This window comes from Sphingopyxis sp. 550A (genome assembly GCF_053569535.1).
This window is the reverse complement of sequence record NZ_CM131615.1, coordinates 44720-63744: the sequence shown is the minus strand read 5'-3', so window position 1 is coordinate 63744 and position 19025 is coordinate 44720. Positions and strand designations below refer to the sequence as shown.

General features: G+C 67.0%; 14 protein-coding genes. 6 read left to right on the top strand and 8 right to left on the bottom strand.

The window, feature by feature from the left end:
• The first annotated feature begins 45 nt into the window (after window positions 1–45).
• Both ACVENA_RS00310 and smc read left to right on the top strand, forming a co-directional pair.
• The gene (locus ACVENA_RS00310) at window positions 46–792 is read left to right on the top strand and encodes a thioredoxin domain-containing protein (protein ID WP_449327172.1); all 747 of its coding nucleotides are present in this window, start codon (window positions 46–48) and stop codon (window positions 790–792) included.
• Window positions 793–1048: 256 nt separating this feature from the next.
• Window positions 1049–4492 carry a chromosome segregation protein SMC gene (smc, locus tag ACVENA_RS00305; RefSeq protein ID WP_449327171.1) on the top strand — a complete coding sequence of 1148 codons (3444 nt, stop codon included), beginning with the start codon at window positions 1049–1051 and terminating at the stop codon, window positions 4490–4492.
• Between the two features lie 24 nt (window positions 4493–4516).
• Here smc and ubiA read toward each other — a convergent pair whose 3' ends face one another.
• The 4 genes from ubiA to ACVENA_RS00285 all read right to left on the bottom strand — a co-directional run bounded on the left by ubiA (window position 4517) and on the right by ACVENA_RS00285 (window position 8667).
• Entirely contained in the window at window positions 4517–5428 is a 912-nt protein-coding gene (ubiA, locus tag ACVENA_RS00300) for a 4-hydroxybenzoate octaprenyltransferase (protein ID WP_449327170.1), read from the bottom strand.
• 73 nt (window positions 5429–5501) lie between these two features.
• Entirely contained in the window at window positions 5502–6164 is a 663-nt protein-coding gene (locus tag ACVENA_RS00295) for a hypothetical protein (protein WP_257547386.1), read from the bottom strand.
• Window positions 6161–6715, bottom strand: coding sequence for a TadE family protein (locus tag ACVENA_RS00290; protein ID WP_257547384.1), 555 nt, complete (start codon window positions 6713–6715; stop codon window positions 6161–6163). Before ACVENA_RS00290 ends, ACVENA_RS00295 begins: the two co-directional genes overlap by 4 nt.
• The gene (locus ACVENA_RS00285; RefSeq protein WP_257547382.1) at window positions 6712–8667 is read right to left on the bottom strand and encodes a TadE/TadG family protein; all 1956 of its coding nucleotides are present in this window, start codon (window positions 8665–8667) and stop codon (window positions 6712–6714) included. The genes ACVENA_RS00290 and ACVENA_RS00285 overlap by 4 nt, the downstream gene beginning before the upstream one ends.
• Window positions 8668–8868: 201 nt before the next feature.
• Between ACVENA_RS00285 and ACVENA_RS00280 the strand changes: the two genes are divergently transcribed.
• Window positions 8869–9609, top strand: a complete 741-nt coding sequence (locus tag ACVENA_RS00280; RefSeq protein WP_449327169.1) for a 16S rRNA (uracil(1498)-N(3))-methyltransferase — start codon at window positions 8869–8871, stop codon at window positions 9607–9609.
• A gap of 271 nt (window positions 9610–9880) precedes the next feature.
• Entirely contained in the window at window positions 9881–11254 is a 1374-nt protein-coding gene (locus tag ACVENA_RS00275; protein ID WP_449327168.1) for a glutamate--cysteine ligase, read from the top strand.
• Window positions 11255–11294: 40 nt separating this feature from the next.
• Here ACVENA_RS00275 and ACVENA_RS00270 read toward each other — a convergent pair whose 3' ends face one another.
• Window positions 11295–12689 (bottom strand): methyltransferase family protein, encoded by a 1395-nt coding sequence (locus ACVENA_RS00270; protein WP_257547374.1) that lies wholly within the window; start codon window positions 12687–12689, stop codon window positions 11295–11297.
• 385 nt (window positions 12690–13074) lie between these two features.
• Between ACVENA_RS00270 and ACVENA_RS00265 the strand changes: the two genes are divergently transcribed.
• Window positions 13075–14289 (top strand): M23 family metallopeptidase, encoded by a 1215-nt coding sequence (locus tag ACVENA_RS00265; RefSeq protein WP_449327167.1) that lies wholly within the window; start codon window positions 13075–13077, stop codon window positions 14287–14289.
• Window position 14290: 1 nt separating this feature from the next.
• Window positions 14291–14686 carry a bactofilin family protein gene (locus tag ACVENA_RS00260; protein ID WP_257547370.1) on the top strand — a complete coding sequence of 132 codons (396 nt, stop codon included), beginning with the start codon at window positions 14291–14293 and terminating at the stop codon, window positions 14684–14686.
• Between the two features lie 13 nt (window positions 14687–14699).
• Here the strand turns inward: ACVENA_RS00260 and ACVENA_RS00255 are convergent, their stop codons facing one another.
• The 3 genes from ACVENA_RS00255 to ACVENA_RS00245 form a co-directional block, all read right to left on the bottom strand.
• Window positions 14700–15071 (bottom strand): SpoIIAA family protein, encoded by a 372-nt coding sequence (locus ACVENA_RS00255; RefSeq protein ID WP_257547368.1) that lies wholly within the window; start codon window positions 15069–15071, stop codon window positions 14700–14702.
• A gap of 68 nt (window positions 15072–15139) precedes the next feature.
• Window positions 15140–16873 (bottom strand): GGDEF domain-containing protein, encoded by a 1734-nt coding sequence (locus ACVENA_RS00250; RefSeq protein WP_449327166.1) that lies wholly within the window; start codon window positions 16871–16873, stop codon window positions 15140–15142.
• Between the two features lie 460 nt (window positions 16874–17333).
• On the bottom strand, window positions 17334–19025 hold the full coding sequence (locus tag ACVENA_RS00245) for a class I adenylate-forming enzyme family protein (RefSeq protein ID WP_449327165.1): 1692 nt from the start codon (window positions 19023–19025) through the stop codon (window positions 17334–17336).

Sequence of the window (19025 nt, the reverse complement as noted above, 5' to 3'; positions counted from 1 at the left end):
CGCTCCAGTCATCATCCCCCAATCATGCCCAAGGAAAGCCCGACCATGATCCAGCCCAAGCTGCGCATCCTCCTCCTCGCCTCGCTCGGCGCGCTCGCGCTCAGCGCATGCGGCGAAAGCAAGACCGACCAGACCAAGCAGCAGGACGTCATCGCCAAGGTCGCCGCGCCCGCGGGCAAGAGCTGGTCGCAGACGGTCAGCAAGAATGCCGACGGCGGCTATGTGATGGGCAACCCCGACGCGCCGATCAAGGTCATCGAATTCGCGTCGATCACCTGCTCGCATTGCGCGGTCTTCTCGACCGAAAGCCACGAGGAACTCCGCCGCGACTTCATCGACACCGGCCGCGTCAGCCTGGAGGTCCATAATTTCATCCGCGACCCGCTCGACGCCACCGCCGCCGCGATCATCCGCTGCGCGCCGGTCGACCGCTATTTCCCGTTGCAGGACAATGTCTTCGCCTCGCAGGAAGAATTGTTCGCGGGCGTGAAGGGCAATGAAGCCGCCGCCGACGCCGCGATGAAACTGCCCCCCGCGCAGCGCTTCCCCGCTTTCGCCAAGGCGCTGAAGCTCGACACTTTCTTTCAATCGCGCGGCGTGACCGGCGAGCAGATCAACGCCTGCCTGTCCAACGTCGACAATATCTCGAAGCTCGAACAGGGCACCAACGCCGCGGCCGAGAAATATCAGATCCAGGGCACCCCGACCTTCGTCGTCAACGGCCAGGTTCTCGAAGGCGTCGCCGCCTGGGGTCCGCTGCGCGATCATCTGCGCACCATGGGTGCGCGCTGAACGACGGTTTAGCTCATCTCCGTCATCCCGGCCCTTCGACTGCCTTGGCAGGCGCTCAGGATAAACTTCAGCAAAGCTGACGGCCGGGATCTCGCCGATGCGCCAGAACGCAAGGATGAGATCCCGGCCTTCGCCGGGATAACAAGATGTGAGAGCCCTTGCGACTCCCCCCTGAGCGCGCCATGACAGCGTCAGGGGGAAATGTGACGCAAAGGTTGCAACAGCTCCGATTCGGCCGCCTGCACGGGGATTGCCCGTGCAGATAAAGCGCCTGCGCCTGACCGGTTTCAAAAGCTTCGTCGAACCCACCGAACTGCGCATCGAGCCCGGCCTGACCGGCGTCGTCGGCCCCAATGGCTGCGGCAAGTCGAACCTGCTCGAAGCGATCCGCTGGGTGATGGGCGAATCCTCGCCCAAATCGATGCGTGGCGGCGGGATGGAGGACGTCATCTTCGCGGGCACCGCGCAGCGCCCGCCGCGCGATTTCGCCGAGGTCGGAATCCATTGCGATACCGAGGGCGGGGTCGTCGCCGGCCTGTCCGACGCCAGCGAGGGCGACGAGCTCGAAATCATCCGCCGCATAGAACGCGGCGCGGGATCGGCCTATCGCGCCAACGGTCGCGACGTGCGCGCGAAGGACGTCGCGCTGATTTTCGCCGACGCCGCGACCGGCGCGCACAGCCCGGCGCTCGTCAGCCAGGGCAAGATCGCGAACGTCATCGCCGCCAAGCCGACCGACCGCCGCGCGATGCTGGAAGAGGCTGCCGGAATCGCGGGCCTGCACGTCCGCCGCAAGGACGCCGAGCAGAAATTGCGCGCGACCGAGACCAACCTCACGCGGCTCTCCGAAATCGTCACCGACATGGAGGTGCGCGCGAATGCACTGCGCCGCCAGGCGCGCGCCGCCGAAAAATACCGGAAGCTGTCCGAAGACATCCGCGTCGCCGAGGGGCGGCTCATCTATGCGCGCTGGCGCGATGCCGCGGCCGCCGCCGACCAGGCGCGCCGCGACGCCGACGCCGCCGACGCCGCGGTGAAGGCGGCGCAGGCCGAACTCGAAACCGTCTCGGCGGCGCAGGTCGAAGTCGCGACCCGCGTCGGCGCCGCCCGCGCCGAGGCGCAGGCGCGGCGCGACGCGCTCGCGGAAGCGACCGCGACGCTCGTCCGCCTGCAGGGCGAGGAACGCGCCGCGCGCCAGCGGCTCGACGATCTCGCGGCGCAGCAGCAACGCCTGGCCGACGACCGCACCCGCGAAGGCGAACTCGCGCGCGAAGCCCACGCCGCACTCACCGCGCTCGATGCCGAGGCGAAGCAGCTTGCGCAGGATATCGCCGCGCACGGGGCGAGCCGGGCCACGCTCGTCGAGGCGCATCAGGCCGCGCAGGCGCATCTTCGCGATGCCGAGGTCGCGCTGGCGCAGGCGCGCGCACGCGCCGCGAGCGAGGCGGCCGACCGCCGCATCGCGGTCTCGGCGCACGATGGTGCCGCAGCCGCCGTCCGCCGCGTCGAGCAGGAAAAAGCGCGCGTCGATGCCGACATCGCCGCGCTCGGCGACAGCACCGCGCTCGCTACGGCCCGCGCCGAAAGCGCGCAGGCGGCCGAGCAGGCCGAAGCCGCGATCGCCGCCACCGAAGCCGCCTTGCAGGAGGCCGAGGCCGACCGCGAAGCGACCGCCGCCGACCTCGCCGCCGCCGAAGCCGGGCTCGCCGAAGCGCGCGCCGCGCTCGCGGCGCTCGACGGCGAAGCCGCAACACTCGAACGCGCGCTCGCCGCCGCGCGCAGCGGCGACGACCGCATCCTCGACCGGCTGCGCGTGACTCCCGGCTACGAAGCCGCGCTCGCCGCCGCGCTCGGCGACGATCTCGACGCCGGGACCGACACCGCCGCCGCACGCGTCTGGGGCGGCGCCGAGCAGCGCCCGGACGACCCGCCTCTGCCCGCCGGCACCGAATCGCTCGCCGACTATGTGCAGGCCCCCGCCGCGCTCGCGCGCCGTCTCGCGCAGGTCGCGGTCGCCGAAACCGACAGCGGTCAGCCGCTCGCGGTCGGCCAGCGCGTCGTCACGCTGGACGGAGTGATGCGCCGCTGGGACGGCTTCGTGACGCGCGGCGACGGTGCGACCGCGACCGAGCGGCTGCAACGCCAGAACCGGCTCGATGAGCTCGCGGCGCAGCGCCCGCAAGTCGAGCTCGGTGTGCAGGAACTGACGGACCGCCGCGACGCCGCCGCGGCAAAAGCCGCCGAACTCGCCGAAGCCGCCGCCGCCGCGCGCAAGGGTCTCGCACAGGCCGACGAGGCCCGCCGCGCCGCGTTGCGCGCCGCCGATCAGGCCGAAGCGGCGCTCGACCGCCACCGCGACGCCGCCGCGCTGTTGGGTCGCCGCCTCGCCGAAATCGCCGCCGCCGCGACGGAGGCCGCCGAAGCACTCGCCGCGCAGGAAACGGTGCTTGCAGCGCTCCCCGACGAAAGCCTCGCGCGCGCCGCGCTCGACACCCAGGAAGCCGCGACCGACCGCGCCCGCGCCGGCGCGAACGACGCGCAGGGCACGCTCGCCGCGCACGACCGCACACTCGCGGCGCTGAGCGAACGCCAGGCGGTCGTCGGCGCCGAGATCAAGAGCTGGAAAGCGCGCGCGGGCGAGGCGGCGCGGCGCGTCACCGACATGGACAAGCGCGCCGAAGCGCTCGCCGCCGAGGCCGCGAAGCTCGCCGGTCTCCCCGACAAGCTCGCCGCCGACCGCGCCGATGCCGAGACACGGCAGGCCGGTCTGCGCGAACAGGTCGCGGCCGCCGAAGCGCACGAACGCGAGGCCGAGGCCGCGCTCCGCGAAGCCGAGGCCGCGCTCACCGCGATCCGCGAGCGCGTCGCCGCTGCGCGCGAGACCCGCGCCGGGGCCGCCGCGCGCTCCGAGAATGCCGAGCTGCGGCGCGTCGAAATGGGCCGCCTGTCGGGCGAGCGCTTCGAGTGCCCGCCGCCGCTGTTGCCGCAAAAGGCGGGCTTCGAGAGCGCGAGCGTCGGCGATGCGAGCACCGAATCGGCGCAGCACGACCGGCTGATCGCCGAGCGCGAGCGGCTCGGCCCGGTCAATCTCGTCGCCGCCGACGAGCTTGCCGAACTCGACGTCGAGCGCGAGAAGAGCGCTGCCGAGATCGAGGAACTGACGCAGGCGGTGAATCGGCTGCGCGGCTCGATCGGCAATCTCAATCGTGAAGGCCGCGTCCGCCTGCTCGCCGCGTTCGAGACCGTCAACGAGCATTTCCAGCGCCTCTTCACCACGCTGTTCAACGGCGGTCAGGCCCACCTCGAACTCGTCGATTCGGACGATCCGCTCGAGGCTGGTCTCGAAATCATGGCGCAGCCGCCGGGCAAAAGGCTCGGCACGCTGACCCTGCTGTCGGGGGGCGAGCAGGCGCTGACCGCGGTCGCGCTGATCTTCGGCCTCTTCCTCACCAACCCCGCGCCGATCTGCGTCCTCGACGAGGTCGACGCGCCGCTCGACGACGCGAATATCGAGCGCTTCTGCGACCTGCTCGACCGCATGAGCCGCGAGACCAACACCCGCTATCTGATCGTCACTCACAATGCGGTGACGATGGCGCGGATGCATCGCCTGTTCGGGGTGACGATGATCGAGAAGGGCGTCAGCCGCCTGGTGTCGGTCGACCTCGGTGGGGCGGAGGAATTGCTGGCGGCGGAATGATTAAATAGGGACAGTCCCTATTATTCAGGGCGCGCTGCCCACCACCAGCATCGCCGCGAACACGAGCAGCCCGGCGAAGCGGTTGCTGCGGAATTTCGCCAGCGCATCGGCGCCGTTCGCGGGGTCAAGCGTTACCACCTGTCCTGTCAGGTGCAGCGCCGCGGGCACCAGCGCCACAAGCACCAGCGGATCGGGCCGCACACTCCACAGCGCCCCCGCCCAGCCCGCGAGCGCGAAACCATAGCAGAGGCCAACCCCGCCCTTCACATGGCGCCCCAGCGCGCGCGCGCTCGACTTGACGCCGACCAGCGCATCGTCCTCGATATCCTGCAGCGCATAGATGGTGTCGTAGCCGATCACCCAGGCGATGCAGCCGGCATAGAGCAACGGCAGCGCCAACCCCTGCCCTCCGCCGACCGCGATCCAGCCGACGAGCGCGCCCCAGCTGAACACGAGGCCCAGCCACGCCTGCGGCCACCAGGTGATGCGCTTCATGAAGGGATAGGCAGCGACGAGCGCGAGGCTTGCGACCGCCACGATCTCGGCGGGAAGCGGCAATTGCACCAGCACGACCAGCCCGATCAACGACAGCAACGCGGTCCACAGCAAGGCGCCGCGCACCGACACCGCGCCACTTGCGACCGGGCGCGATGCGGTGCGCGCGACCTTCGCGTCGAGGTCGCGGTCGACGATATCGTTATAGACGCATCCCGCGCCGCGCATGACGATCGCGCCGAGCAGCATCCACAGGAACAAGGGCCAATGGCTCCGCACCCCGCCCGCGAGCGCCAGCCCCCAGGCGCACGGCCAATAGAGCAGCCACCAGCCGATCGGCCGGTCGAAGCGCGCGAGCAGCGCATAGGGGCGCAGCGGCGCGGGAAGCAGGCCGAGGAAGCCCTGATGCTGGCTGTCGGGAGGATGCGTCGCGGCGGTCATCGATGCCGCGGGCGATAGCAGCAGTCGCGCGCGGGATAAATGCCTATCGCCGCCGCGCGCCCGTTCAGGGGACTCAGGTGGTGCAGGTCGACGCGGTCACCCCGGTCGAGGGGTAGATTTTCGTCAGGTCGCGCGGCTCGCGGATGTTGAAGGCGGCGGCCGACCGGATCGTTTTCGGTCCCAGCCATTTGCCATAGAGGAGCGGCTTATATTGATAGACGACCTCGACGAACATCACCGCGGTGCCGCTGACCGCGGTGACCTCGTGATCCTTCGGCCCCATACCCTTGAAGTTCGTGCCCGTCGCCCCGGTCCCTTCCGGACCGAAGGCCGAGGTAACCTTCATATTGCCATAGCAGCGCTGCCAGTGGATCCACTGGCCGCCTTCCTTGTTCTGCTCGAGGCTCGACAGGATGATGCGGCCGCGGTTCTTGAAGTCGAGGCCACCCGCCTGCTTCTCGACCCCGGTGAAGACCTCGTTGACGTCGATCTCGCGAACTTGCGGCTGCGCGAGGTTGCTGCCCGCCGCGATGCGCGAGGCATTGTCGGCGGTGTTGAGTCCGATCTGGCTGATGCGGGTGTTGATCAGCGTCAGATTGGCGATTTCCAGCCCCCCGAAGCCAAGCAGCACGAGGAGCGGGATCGAAAAAGCCATTTCGATGAGCACGGTCGCGCGAACGCTGCGGGCGAGGCGCCGCGCCTGAACGCGCAGACGATGAAGAACGGGGCCGGTCATGCGCATATCTCCGCCGCTATTTCGCTTCCCGCAGCAAAGGGCTGGTTGCGTAGCACGGTCGTCGATGACAGCGTCTTATATTCGGACTGCCCCAACATCCGCCACACGGGCAGGATGCGCTTGAATCGCATGGAGGCGGTATAGAGAACCACGTCGTCGGCACCGCCGTTGCCTGTCTTGCCTCCGTCCTCGACGCAGTCGACCACGCCGTCGCCGTCATAATCGACCGTGCGCGGCTCCTTCATTTTGCTGAAATCGTCATAGGCACGGCGCTTGAAGCTCACTTCGGCACCCTTGAACACCTTGTGCACCTGGTTGCTCACGAAGGTATCGAGCTTCGACTGATCGATGGCATAGGTTTCGATCGTCGCGTCGCGACCGGCCTTGGCGACCGCGCCCTGCAGCACCTGCTGCGCATACATCTGCCAGCAATAGTCGAAGATCCCCATCAGGACGAGGAGAAAGACCGGGGCCGTCAGCGCAAATTCCATCAGCGCCGTGCCGCGCTGATGGCGGCGAAGGCGGCGAAGCAGAGCGGACACCGGGCTCATTGCGACAGCCTCAGCTTGGAGATCTGACGGGCGATCGCCTGGAACTGGTCGTTGAGCTGCGACGCATTGCTGGCTTCGAACGCCTGGCCCGACGAGGCGCAACTGTTGAGGTTGGCGTTGCTGCCGACCCCGAAGGACACCACCCAGATGGTGATCGCACGCTGGCGCGCCGCCCGGCAAAGCTGGACGAAGCGGTTGTTGTGCCGCGCGATCGCGTCATCGTCGCTCGTCGCGCCGATTCGCGGCATCGACCGTTCCTGTCCCTGATGCGACAGATTGTCGCGCGGCGTCATCATGTCGCCGTCGGTCATGAAGATGACGTGGCGGCTGACCGGACGGCCGTTATAGGGTCCGTTCTCGTCGGCAAACAGGCCGCTCGGCGACAGCAGCCGCGCGCCCCACGCCATGCCCGCGTCATGATAGGTATAGCCTTTGGGCTGCAGCGTGTTGATATAGGCCGCGAACTTGTCGTGGTCCGTCTTCGTCATCGTCTCCAGCTTCATCGCCGCCGCCGGACAGGCGGCATAGTCACCGCCCTTTTCGACGAAATTGGTGAGATCTTTCGTCGAGCCCGAAAGCGGCTTCTCCTGGCTGCGATTATAGGTGACGTCGGGGAGGAACAGCTTCCATTGGGTATCCGCATCGCCAGCTGTCGGGAGCGTATCGATATCCATGTCGAGGGCGTTCGAAGGAGCCGTCTCGTTGGACGCGAATTTCGTCGTAATCCGCTCGATGATGCACCCGCCCCAGCTCGTGGTGACCGTCGCGCCCTCATCGCCGGTATCGGACTCGATCGTCGATCCGGTCTTCAGCGGACGCGTGTCGAATTCGCGATCGAGATAATTATAGGCGCCGTCGAAAACCCTGGTCAGGGTCTCGACCGTCTGCACCTTGTAATAGGTGCGCGTGAACGTCCAGCGGAGCTTTTTGATCTGACAACTGCCGGGCTTCTTCTTGGTGGCGGGCTGCCAAGTGGCGTCATAGGAATAATATTCATACGTCCGCTTCTGATCGCTGACGGTGATACGTGTGCTGCCGTCGATAACGGGATTCTGGACATTCTGGTTCTTGGTATCGATGATCTTGGGTGACGCGCTCTCATCCCAGTCGACGCAATCCTCCTGGACCTTGTCGACCGTCCCTGCGTCTTGCCAGTTGTCCTTCCCATTTTTCTTGTCGGCGATGGGCGGGGTCGCGTCAAAGTCCGTGGAATCGACCGTTCGCGCATCGCTCCATATTTCTTTGGTTTTCGGCGAACGCGAGGGGAGCCACTCGGAGTCCGCCAGCCAGTCGGGATTCTTCGCGATCAATATCTGTCCGACGTTGACCGACGAGCTGTAGGGAACCACCCCAAAGCGAATCCGCCCGTCGCCGACGTCGGCGTTGGTCAGCGTATCGAAGAAATCGACCGCCGCCTTGCGCAGCGCCTCGATCTTGGTGTCGTCGTCGTCGCTGTCCGCCTTGCGCGCCATCGACCCGGTGACGTCGAGCACCATCATCACATCGACGTTCGAGATTTCGAGCTTCGCGGTGCAATTGGCCGCCAGGTCGAACTGGTCCTTGCCGAAGATATACATGAGCGCGGTCGGCAGGATCGCGGTCGCGCGGCCGGCGACATCCGACGACCCGACACCCCAGGAGGAAAAGGACACCGCGTGACTGCCGAAATTTCCGTCCGGGAAATTGAAGTTGAACATCTTGTTCGCTTCGGTCTTCGCCGGGTCCGTATAGAGGGCGCCGGCCATCGCGCGCCGGCCGGCGAGCACGCCGGCGTCGCACGCCTGTTGCAGGCGAAGCTGGGTCATATAGGCGCGCCCGATGTCGACCGCCGACCCGACGATGCCGACAACGGGCACGATCGCGGCCGCGGTCAGCATCATCGCGTTGCCGCGCTGATCGCGAAACAGGTTCGAGGCGCCAGCCCGCAGGCGGCTGAAAATGGTCCCTCGCATGGTCTAAACCCCTCTAGCCAGAGGCGCCACCCACCCAGATGCGCGACTGGTATCCTCGCACTAGGGGGAAACTGCTTACCAAATTGCTAAGCGGGGCCGGCGCGCGCGCGGCAATTCGGCGGCTTCTGACCCGGATCGGGACAGAGGCGGCCCGTCTCGGCGGCAGGTGCGCAACAGGAAGCGGTCTGCTATCGCATCGCGATGCCCGCAATCCCCGCCTGGCCGCCCGCCAGTACGCCCCGCCTGTTCACTCCCCTCCCGCTCGGACCCGACGCCGCCCCGGTCATCGAGGGGGCAGCGGCGCATTATCTGCTGAACGTCATGCGGCTGCGGGTCGGCGATCCGCTGCTGCTGTTCGACGATCGCAGCGGCGAGTGGCTCGGGGTCATCGCCGACGCGGGCAAGAGATCGCTGACCGTCCGGATCGAACGCCGGACCCGCGCGCGCGAAACGGTGCCCGACCTCTGGCTCTGCTTCGCTCCGGTCAAGAAAGCGCGGCTCGACTGGATCATCGAGAAAGCGACCGAACTCGGCATCGCGCGGCTGCAGCCGGTGATCACCGAACGGACGATCGTCGAGCGGGTCAAGCGCGAGCGGATCGAGGCGCAGATCGTCGAGGCCTGCGAACAATGCGGCCGCACCGCGCTTCCCGAGCTTGCCGAACCCGTGAAGCTACCGCACCTGCTCAGGGACTGGCCCGCCGACCGCGCGCTTCTCTTCGCCGACGAGGAAGGCGGCACGCCCTTCGCCGCGATCGATGCGCCCGCCCCCGCCGCGATCCTGACCGGCCCCGAAGGCGGCTTTACGCCGCGCGAGCGCGAGGCGCTGCTCGGCTGCTCCGCGGTCTGCCGCCTGTCGCTCGGTCCCCGCATCCTGCGCGCCGAAACCGCCGCGATCGCCGCGGTCGGGCTGTGGATGGGGCTCCACGGCGACTGGAGATAATGTCCCGTTTCGAGACAGAAATTGCTTTCAACCTGGCAGCGATTAACTTCAAATTAGCCATGATTGCTGCAATGCCGTATCCGCAACGGCAGGACCGGTGCCCATTCGCTGGCGTGGGGGCCAGTAGACGCACCTTGGCGAGCGACGCGACCATGCTTGCCCGGTCCTCGCCGTTGCAACATCTTCCGACCTCATTCGCGACGGCCGGCGAAACCCGGATCGGCCGACGCGCCCGATTGCATTTTTCGCGCACGGCCCTAATGGCGCGGAGATGAGCACGCGGACGGTTTCAGATCAAAACGATCCCATCATCGAAAGCCGCGACCAGCTCGCGGCCCCCATGGCCAAGGGCGAAAAGCCCCGCGACCGCTGGCGCATCGGCACCGAGCACGAGAAATTCGTCTATCGCACCGCCGATCACCGCGCCCCCTCCTATGACGAGCCCGGCGGCATCCGCGACCTGTTGATGGCGCTCACCCGCTTCGGCTGGGAGCCCGTCTATGAGGGCGGGAACGTCATCGCCCTCTCGGGCAGCGACGGCGCGATCAGCCTCGAACCCGCGGGGCAGCTCGAACTGTCGGGCGCGCCGCTCGAAAATCTCCACCAGACCTGCGCCGAGACCGGCCGCCACCTGAAGCAGGTCAAGGAAATCGGCGCCGAACTCGGCCTCGGCTTCCTCGGCCTCGGCATGTGGCCCGACAAGAGCCGCGACGAGCTGCCGCGGATGCCCAAGGGGCGCTACAAGATCATGCTCGACCATATGCCGCGTGTCGGCACGATGGGGCTCGACATGATGCTGCGCACCTGCACGATCCAGACCAACCTCGATTATGCGAGCGAGGCCGACATGGTGCAGAAATTCCGCGTCAGCCTGGCGTTGCAGCCGCTCGCGACCGCGCTCTTCGCCGCCTCGCCCTTCACCGACGGCAAGCCGAACGGCTATATGTCGTATCGCAGCCACATCTGGACCGACACCGACCCCGCGCGCACCGGAATGCTGCCCTTCGTGTTCGAGGACGGCTTCGGCTATGACCGCTATGTCGATTATATGCTCGACGTGCCGATGTATTTCGTCTTTCGCGACGGCCGATATATCGACGCCGCGGGGCAGAGCTTTCGCGCCTTCCTGAAAGGTGAGCTTCCCGCGCTGCCCGGCGAGCTGCCGCACATGTCCGACTGGACCGACCATCTCTCGACCGCTTTCCCGGAGGTGCGGCTCAAGAGCTTCCTCGAAATGCGCGGCGCCGACGGCGGCCCGTGGAACCGCATCTGCGCGCTCCCCGCGCTGTGGGTCGGGCTGCTCTATGACCAGGGCGCGCTCGACGCCGCCTGGGATCTCGTCAAGGGCTGGAGCATCGCCGAGCAGCAGGCGCTGCGCGACGCGGTGCCGCGCGACGGGCTCTGCGCGCCCGCGCCGGGCGGCGGCACCGTCGGCGACCTCGCGCATCGCGTCCTCGACATCGCGGCGGCGGGTCTCGCGGCGCGCGGCGAGGTCAATTCGATGGGCGATAATGAGGTCGGCTTCCTCGAACCGCTGCGCCGCATCGCCGCGAGCGGCAAATCCCCCGCGCACGACCTGCTCGACCGCTACGAAGGGCCGTGGGGCCACGATCTGTCGAAGATTTATGACGAGCTGAGCTTCTGACCTGAATCTCTTCTCCCGCAGGCGGAAGGGGAAAAAAGAATTACGCCACCGGTCCCACGCGCGGATCGGGTTCCAGCCGGATCAACGGCCGGTCGCGCCCGCTCAGCTTCGCAAACAGCCGCGGCACCAGCGCATTTCCCTGTGCCCAGTTCCAGTAAGCGACATAGGCGGGATCGGCGAGGAGATGCTTCTCCTCGGTCTTGGCGCGCCAGTAATAGATGCCGCTGACCGCCGCGAGCAGCAGCGTGTTGCGCAGCCCCTCGGCCCAGCCGCCCGCGGTGACGAGAAAGGGCATCGAGCCGACCCACCAGCTCAGATTCTTCGACACATAGGCGGGGTGACGCGTCAGCCTGTAAGGCCCGTGGGTAAGCACGCCGCGATGCGTGAGGTTCGAGAAGCGGATGCCGAACGCCATCGTCGCCCAGGCATAGACCGCCACCAGCGCAACCAGCACCGCGCCCCACAGCATCATCAGATGGTCGTGGCCCTGTAGCCAATAGCCCCAGTCGGCGCCGTTCACCCGATAGTCGAGCGGGCCGCCGTCCATCATCACGAAGGGCGGATAGCAGACGAGCGCCGCCATCCAGCTCATGAAATAGGGATTCGCGGTGCGGATGTGCGAATCGAGCGGCTTCATCGTCAATATATAGCCGACGGTCGCGATATGGACGTCGACGAGGTAGAGCAGATTGATCGTCCACAGGCTCGTCATATAGGGATTGGCCAGAACTTCGTTCATCGACACCGAGACGAGCGCCGCGAAATTGCCCGGCACGATCGACAGCATGAAGGCGGTGAAGAAGCCCTTCACCGCCCAGGCGCGGAAATGATGCGCGATCGCGCGGCCGTCGACCGGCCTTCCGGGGGCCGTCAGCCAGCGACCGAACTGGTAACAGCCGTCGCGCGGCTCGACCATGCGGCGGTCGAGCCAGAGCATATAGGGGATCGAGACGAGCAGCAGCCACGGCGCCACCCGTTCGAGCAGGTTCATCGAGAAGGCGTAGCTGCCTTCCCAATAATAGCGCATCGTGACGTAGAAGCCCGCGATCAGCGCCCAGGTCGCCCACAGGCCGGCGAGCTTGGTCAGGCTGATGTCGATCGTCTCGCGCCACGGACGGCGCAGCGACCAGTCGATCCCCGTCGACGGATTGCGGTGCACCTTGTCGACGAAGACCGACCACAGCACCATCGGGACGCCGCAGGCGAGAACGCTCGCGATCGCCGAATTGGGCCCGTTCATCGGGCCGCGCTGCCCCCAGTCGATCCCGAGCCAGCCCGCGATGGCGGGCGCGTGACGCGCGGCGAGCAGATAGGTGAAGAGGCCGATCAGACCGACGATCCCCACCCCGGCGCTGACCGCCGAACGCGGCCGATTCGCCTGTGAGTCGGCGGCTTCGACAGACCGCGCCCCTTCGGGCGACACGATATCGGGCATAGGAGTCACTGGCCCCCCTTAGGCGGAAATGGTAAGCAAGCCGTCAATAATATTGCGGCATCCCTTTACTTTGCGTCATTGCGAGGAGCGCAGCGACGAAGCAATCTCCAGTCAGCCTTCCATGTCACCGATAGCTGGAGATTGCTTCGCTCCGCTCGCAATGACAATCTCCCCGCACTGTCGCTCCCACGTAAAGCGGCCGATTCGCGGTGCTATTTCCCGCCAAAATGGCAGCATTTCCTGCACCTGCCACCGTTCACCGCGAGTCCATTTCGATTCGGCGCGAGTCATCCCCCAAAGATTCGCCCCCACTCCCGCACCCTGTTACACGCGCCGCCAAGTCGGGGCGGAGGGCTCCACAAAAACAACAAGACGGGGTCGTAGCTTGTCTTCGCAATCGACGGGTCTGCGCCATTGGCGCCAGCGCTTTTCGGCGCTGTTCCAGGACCATGAAATCTTCATTCGCACGCACGGTCACGTGCGTTTCCTGCGTATCAGCGCGGTCTGGCAAAAGCGTGTCGCGCTGATCGCCGGGCTCGTCCTCTTCGCTTGGGCGGGGGTGACGCTCGCGGTGTTCGTCAACCAGCTTCTGACCTCGGGCGAGCGCGCCGAAGTCGCCGCCAAGCAGGCCGCCGCCGCCGCCTCCGAAGCCCGCATCGCCAAATATCGCGACCGTGTCGCCGAGATTGCCGCCGACCTCGACGAGCGCCAGGGCCAGCTCGAGGAGTGGAAGAAGGATTATTTCGGCGACGAGCCGCTGCCCGCCGACGCCAAGAGCGAGGCTGGCACCGGCGAAACCGCTGCAAAACCGCTCGAAACCAGCGCGATCGACCCGCGCCTGCCCCCCGAGGCGCAGGCGCTCGCACGTCTCGAAGCGCGCCAGGAAGCCTTTTCGGCGCACCTGCTCGCGGCGGTCAAGGCGCGCGCCGCCAAGGCCGAAGTCGCGGTCGCGCAGCTCGGGCTCGACCCGGCCGGCCTCGTCCGCAACGCCGCGGCCGGGCGCGGTGGTCCCTTCATTCCCTTCCGCGGCCGCACCGGCCAGGCCGGCGCGCTCGGCAAGAGCTTCGCGGCGCTCGAAGGCGCGCTGTTCCGCATGGAAGTGCTCGAACGCACGCTGGTCGCGATTCCCTCGGGCCAGCCCGCGCATGTGCTGATGCTGTCGTCGAGCTATGGCTATCGCAGCGATCCCTTCACCGGCGCGGGCGCGATGCATTCGGGGCTCGACTTCCCCGGCCCGCTCGGCACCCCGATCCTCGCCGCCGCGCCCGGCCGCGTCACTTTCGTCGGGCAGAGGTCGGGCTATGGCAATGTCGTCGAGGTCGACCACGGTCAGGGCATCCTCACCCGCTACGCGCATCTGTCGGGCTTCACGACGCAGGTCGGCGCGCAGGTCGCCGCCGGTCAGCAGATCGCCAAGATGGGCTCGACCGGCCGCTCGACCGGCAGCCATCTGCATTTCGAAGTCCGTCTGAACGGCGTCGCGGTCAATCCGCGCCGCTTCCTGGAGGCCAAAGCCGATGTTCTTGAAGTCAAAGCCGACGCCCGACAGCGAGTCGGCGCCCTCGCTTCCGCCGTCCCCGCCCGCAGCGGTGCCCGCTAAGATGGCGACCGGCGCGCGCCATACCACCTTCTCGATCATCGGGTCGGACGTCGCGATCACCGGCAATGTCGCGGCCAGCGTCGATCTGCACGTCGACGGCAAGATCGAGGGCGACCTCAAATGCGCGAACCTCGTCCAGGGCGAGGCGAGCGAGATCAAGGGCGCCGTCACCGCCGAGACCGCGAAACTCGCGGGGCTCGTCGACGGCTCGATCGAGGCCAAGACGCTGATCGTCCACGCCAGCGCGCGGATCACCGGCGACGTCTTCTACGAAAACATCACGATCGAGAACGGCGGCAAGGTCGAAGGCAAGCTCAGCCACCGCCGTGCCGGCGCTGGTGCCGCAAAGGCCCCGCCGCCGCTCGAAGTGGTCGAGAACAAGTCGGTCGGCCTCTGACCCGGCCCGGCGCTTACGCGCCGCCGGTCACCCAGGCGAAGGCCGCGTCGCGGTCTTCGGGCTCGAAGACGCGATAGCTGATGTGCGGCAGGACCGCGCTTTCCATCCTGGTGACGGTGCGGATCCACGCCTGATCGGCGACCACCGCGACCCGCCCGAAACGATCGAGCTTGCCGAGCAGCGGCATCGCCCGCGCCATATAGGCGCCAAGGCCCGCGATCTCGATCCCGTCGATCGATCGCGTCTCGACGAAGACATGCACCTTGTCATGCCGCGCCATCGCGCCGTCGAGACGGTCCATGATCGTATCAAGTTCATCGCCGCTGATCCGGTCCGCAACCCGGACGGCGATCACGTCGTCAGCGCTGTCGATGATGTCGAGCATGGCGTTTCTCCTGCGTCCTGCGATACGCGGGGCAGCGCGCATCGTTCCCAGCCGTCGGGAGGGGAGCCTCAGCTCGACAGCGCCGCCGCCTCGCCGTTCCCGGCATTGCCCGCGACGTCGGTGAAATAGCGCTGCACGACGACGCAGTCGCGCCCGGCGCGCTTGGCGTCGTAGAGCGCTTCGTCGGCCAGCCGGTAGAGTTTCTGGAAATCGCTCGCGGGTCGCACCTCGGCGACGCCGATGCTGGCGGTCACCGTTCCCTCGCCGATCACCGCGCTATGGTCGCAGGCGGCGATGCCGCGACGCACGCTTTCGGCGAAGCGCGCGAGGACCAGCCCCTCCATCCCGACGCTGAGCAGGCCGAACTCTTCGCCGCCGAGCCGCGCGACGGTGCACATCGGCCCTTCCCACCGCTCGATCCGGCGCGCGACCTCGCACAAAACCGCATCGCCGATGTCGTGGCCGTGGACGTCGTTGATTGCCTTGAAGCGGTCGATGTCGACGACGAGCAGCGCCGCCGCCAGATCGTCGGCATGGGCGCGGTCGAGCAGCGGCGTCACGCTGTCGATGAAACCGCGCCGGTTGAGCAGCCCGGTCAGCGGGTCGCGCGCCGCCAATTGCTGGGCAAAAGCCTCGGCCGCACGGGCGCGGTCGCGCTCGACCCGCAGCAGCGCGAGCCGCCGCGTCGCCGAGGCCGAAAGCCAGAGCGCCTGCCATGTCGCGGCGAGCAGCACCATGATCTTCGACCCGCCGCCCCAAAGCCCGTCGTCGACATCGACGATATGGACGAAGGCGAGCACCGCCATCGGCAGGCACCAGGCGGCGAGGAAGTCGCGCGCCTCCACCGAACCGCGACGCCACGCCAGCCCTAGGTAGACGGCAACCGCGAGCAGGTCAGCGAGAATGACCAGCGCCAGCATGTCACCCCATAGGGTCAGGTTTTCGCTGCGGATCAGCGCCAGCGGCACCCCGACGAGGCCGAGGAAGCCGCCGAGCAGCAGCGCGGCGGCGCGCAGGCGCCGCGACACGAGCTCGGGCGCGACCGCCAGCACCGCGCTCGCGGTCGCGATGGCGATCGCAAGACAGGCGAGGAAGGTTCCGAGCTGCGCCGACACCGTGCCCGCGAGCCCCGGAAACAGGCCGAGATGCGCCTGCGACCAGACCGCGCCCCACAGCAGCATGACCGCTGACCAGCCCGCCTGCCACGCGAGATATTGGCGGCGCACCGCCACCGCGAGCGAGAGGCTGTAGATCGCGCTGACGAGCAGCAAGGTCAGCGCGGCGCCGACCGCGACCGCCATCCCCGTCGACTGAACAACGGCGTCGGTTTTGGGGATCAGCCGGGCATGCAGCAGGCCAAGGCTCGCGAGCCGGTCGAAGCGCATCGTCACCCCGGTCAGCGGCGCGCCGCGCTCGGGCGCCTCGAACATTATCTGCCCGCCGGCGCGCCAGTGCGATCCATAGTCGCCCTGCCGCACCTCCTGCCAGCGGACCCCGCCGTCGGCATAGGTGAACGCAACCGCGAGCCGGTCGAAACGCGACTGGTGGATCAGCAGCGCCAGGTCACTGCGCGCGATCGACAAACGCGCGGGGTCGGTGCGCAGCCACAGACTCGCGCGGTGATAGCCCGCAGGAGTTCCTGCACAGGAAAAACGAAGCGCGATCAGGCTGTCGTCGGGGGCGTCCACCGCGCTTTGTGCATGGCAAAGCTGGCGATCGATCGCCAGCGTCTCGGCCTGCGCCGGCCCGCCCAGCAGCACGGCGACGAGCATCGCGAAGCCGAGCGCAAGCCGGCCGCACATGTTCGTCAGAAGAGCTCCCCCGGCAGTCATGCGCGCCCCTATCGCACCAATATCTTGGGAAATCTTTACCGCGGAGAAGCACCCCGCCCTAACACCGAACCCTCGTCATTCCCGCGAAAGCGGGAATCCAGCTTTTTCTTCTTCCTTCGCGCCTTTGCGTGAGGTTTTTGAAGTCTCGCGCAAAGGCGCGAAGAATTGAGAGAGGGAAGCTGGATTCCCGCTTTCGCGGGGGCACCGATGTTATAACTTGCTCGCTGTCGCCATTTGAAGCGTTTGGGTGCGAGAATGCGATGGTTATGCGCGTCGTGTCGGAGTTTCTGGCCAAGTGTTCGATCCGACGGTGAAAGCGCCGAGGTCGACATTGAGCAAGGATCTTTTTCTCTCATCGTCCGACGAACCCGCAGAATCCGTGCCAGAAGGAATTTCAAAGCCCAGGCCGGCTATGAAGCTCGAAAACCGTTCATTCGCTCGGAGTAAACAATAGCTTCAAATCCTTCTTCAATATCTTGCCGTTGGCGTTGCGTGGCAATGTGTCCGCAACTAAGCGAATTACGACCGGAACCTTGAATGCGGCGAGGCGAGCGCGCACCCAGTCCTGCAACTCGGCCTCGGTTGCGCTCATGCCCGGCGCGAGATGGACGACCGCCGCTGGTTCCTCGCCCAGTGTGCGGTGCGGGATGCCAACAATCGCGCAGTCGGTGACCGCTGGATGCTCGTAAAGAATATTCTCGATCTCCGACGAATAGATATTCTCGCCGCCGCGCAACACCATGTCCTTGGCGCGGTCGACGATGAAGAGGAAGCCCTCATCGTCGATCCGCGCGAGGTCGCCAGTGCGCACCCATCCGTCGACGAAGGTTTCGGCGGTCGCTTCCTGCTTGTTCCAATAGCCCTTTATGATCATCGGCCCGCGTGCCCATAGTTCGCCGACCGTGCCTGTCGGCAGCTCCGTCACGCCGTCGTCGGCGCGGATTTCGAGGTCGGCGGTCGCGACCGGCGGCCCGGCGCTATCCGGGCGGTTCAGATAGTCCTCCGCGTTGTGCGAAGTCACCGTTGCCATCGTCTCCGTCATCCCCCAGCCATTGCCGACCAGCGCGCCGAATTCCTCATGAATGCGCCTCACCAGCTCGGGCGCGGAAGGTGCGCCGCCATAGGAGATCACGTCCAGCGAGGAGAGGTCGTATTTCGTGCGGTCGGGATGCTCGATCAACTGCCACGCGATCGTTGGAACCCCGCCCGTCATATTGACCTTCTCGCGCTCGATGATCTCCATCGCCTGCACCGTGTCCCACTTGCGCATGAAGATGATCCTGTGCCCGGCAGCCATCGCGCCCATCAATATGGCCGAGCAGGCGGTGACGTGGAACAGTGGGATGACGGTCAGCGTCGTGCGCGGTTGTGGCTCCGGCACCAGTTCGCCACGGCGCAGGAAGCTGCGCGCGGCCGAAAAAGCGGCTGACAATATGTTGGTCATCAGGTTGCGGTGCGTGCCGAGCGCGCCCTTGGGGCTGCCTGTCGTGCCGCTGGTGTAGAAGATGGTCGCGTCGTCGTCGCGATCGAGATCGACCTGCGGGCGGGGCAGATCGGGAAGGTCTGCCCAGTTTCCGGGGACGCCGACAATATCCTCCAGCGCCGTAGCGCCCGCGACGGGCTCTGTCGCGCGCGCGACGATCACCCGTTCAAGCTCGGTCAGCGCGTCCAGATGTCCGGCGAGGCGTGCATGGCGCTCGGTGTCGACGATCAGCAGCTTCGCGCCGGAATCGCGGATACCATAGGCCAGTTCGGCCCCCGTCCACCATGCATTGAGCGGCACTGCGATCGCACCGATCGTCGTGATCGCGAAGAAGATCACCGGCCATTCGGGCAGGTTACGCATCGCAAAAGCCACGCGGTCGCCCTTGCGCACTCCCATTTGGAAGAAAGCGCGCGCCAGCGCCGCGGTCGCGCGCCAGTTTGCTTCATAGCTGATGCGCTGGTCGTCGAGGGTGGTGAACAGCCGTTCCCCGTGCGTGCGTGACAGGTCGAGTAGCGCGTCGAGGCCGGGCAGCGCATTCTTCCACACGCGCGTCGCGATTCCCTGGATAGGGATCGTCTCCATTTCGAAGTTCGCACCGGGCGCGGTCAGCGTCGCCGTTGCTTCGGCAAGCGACAT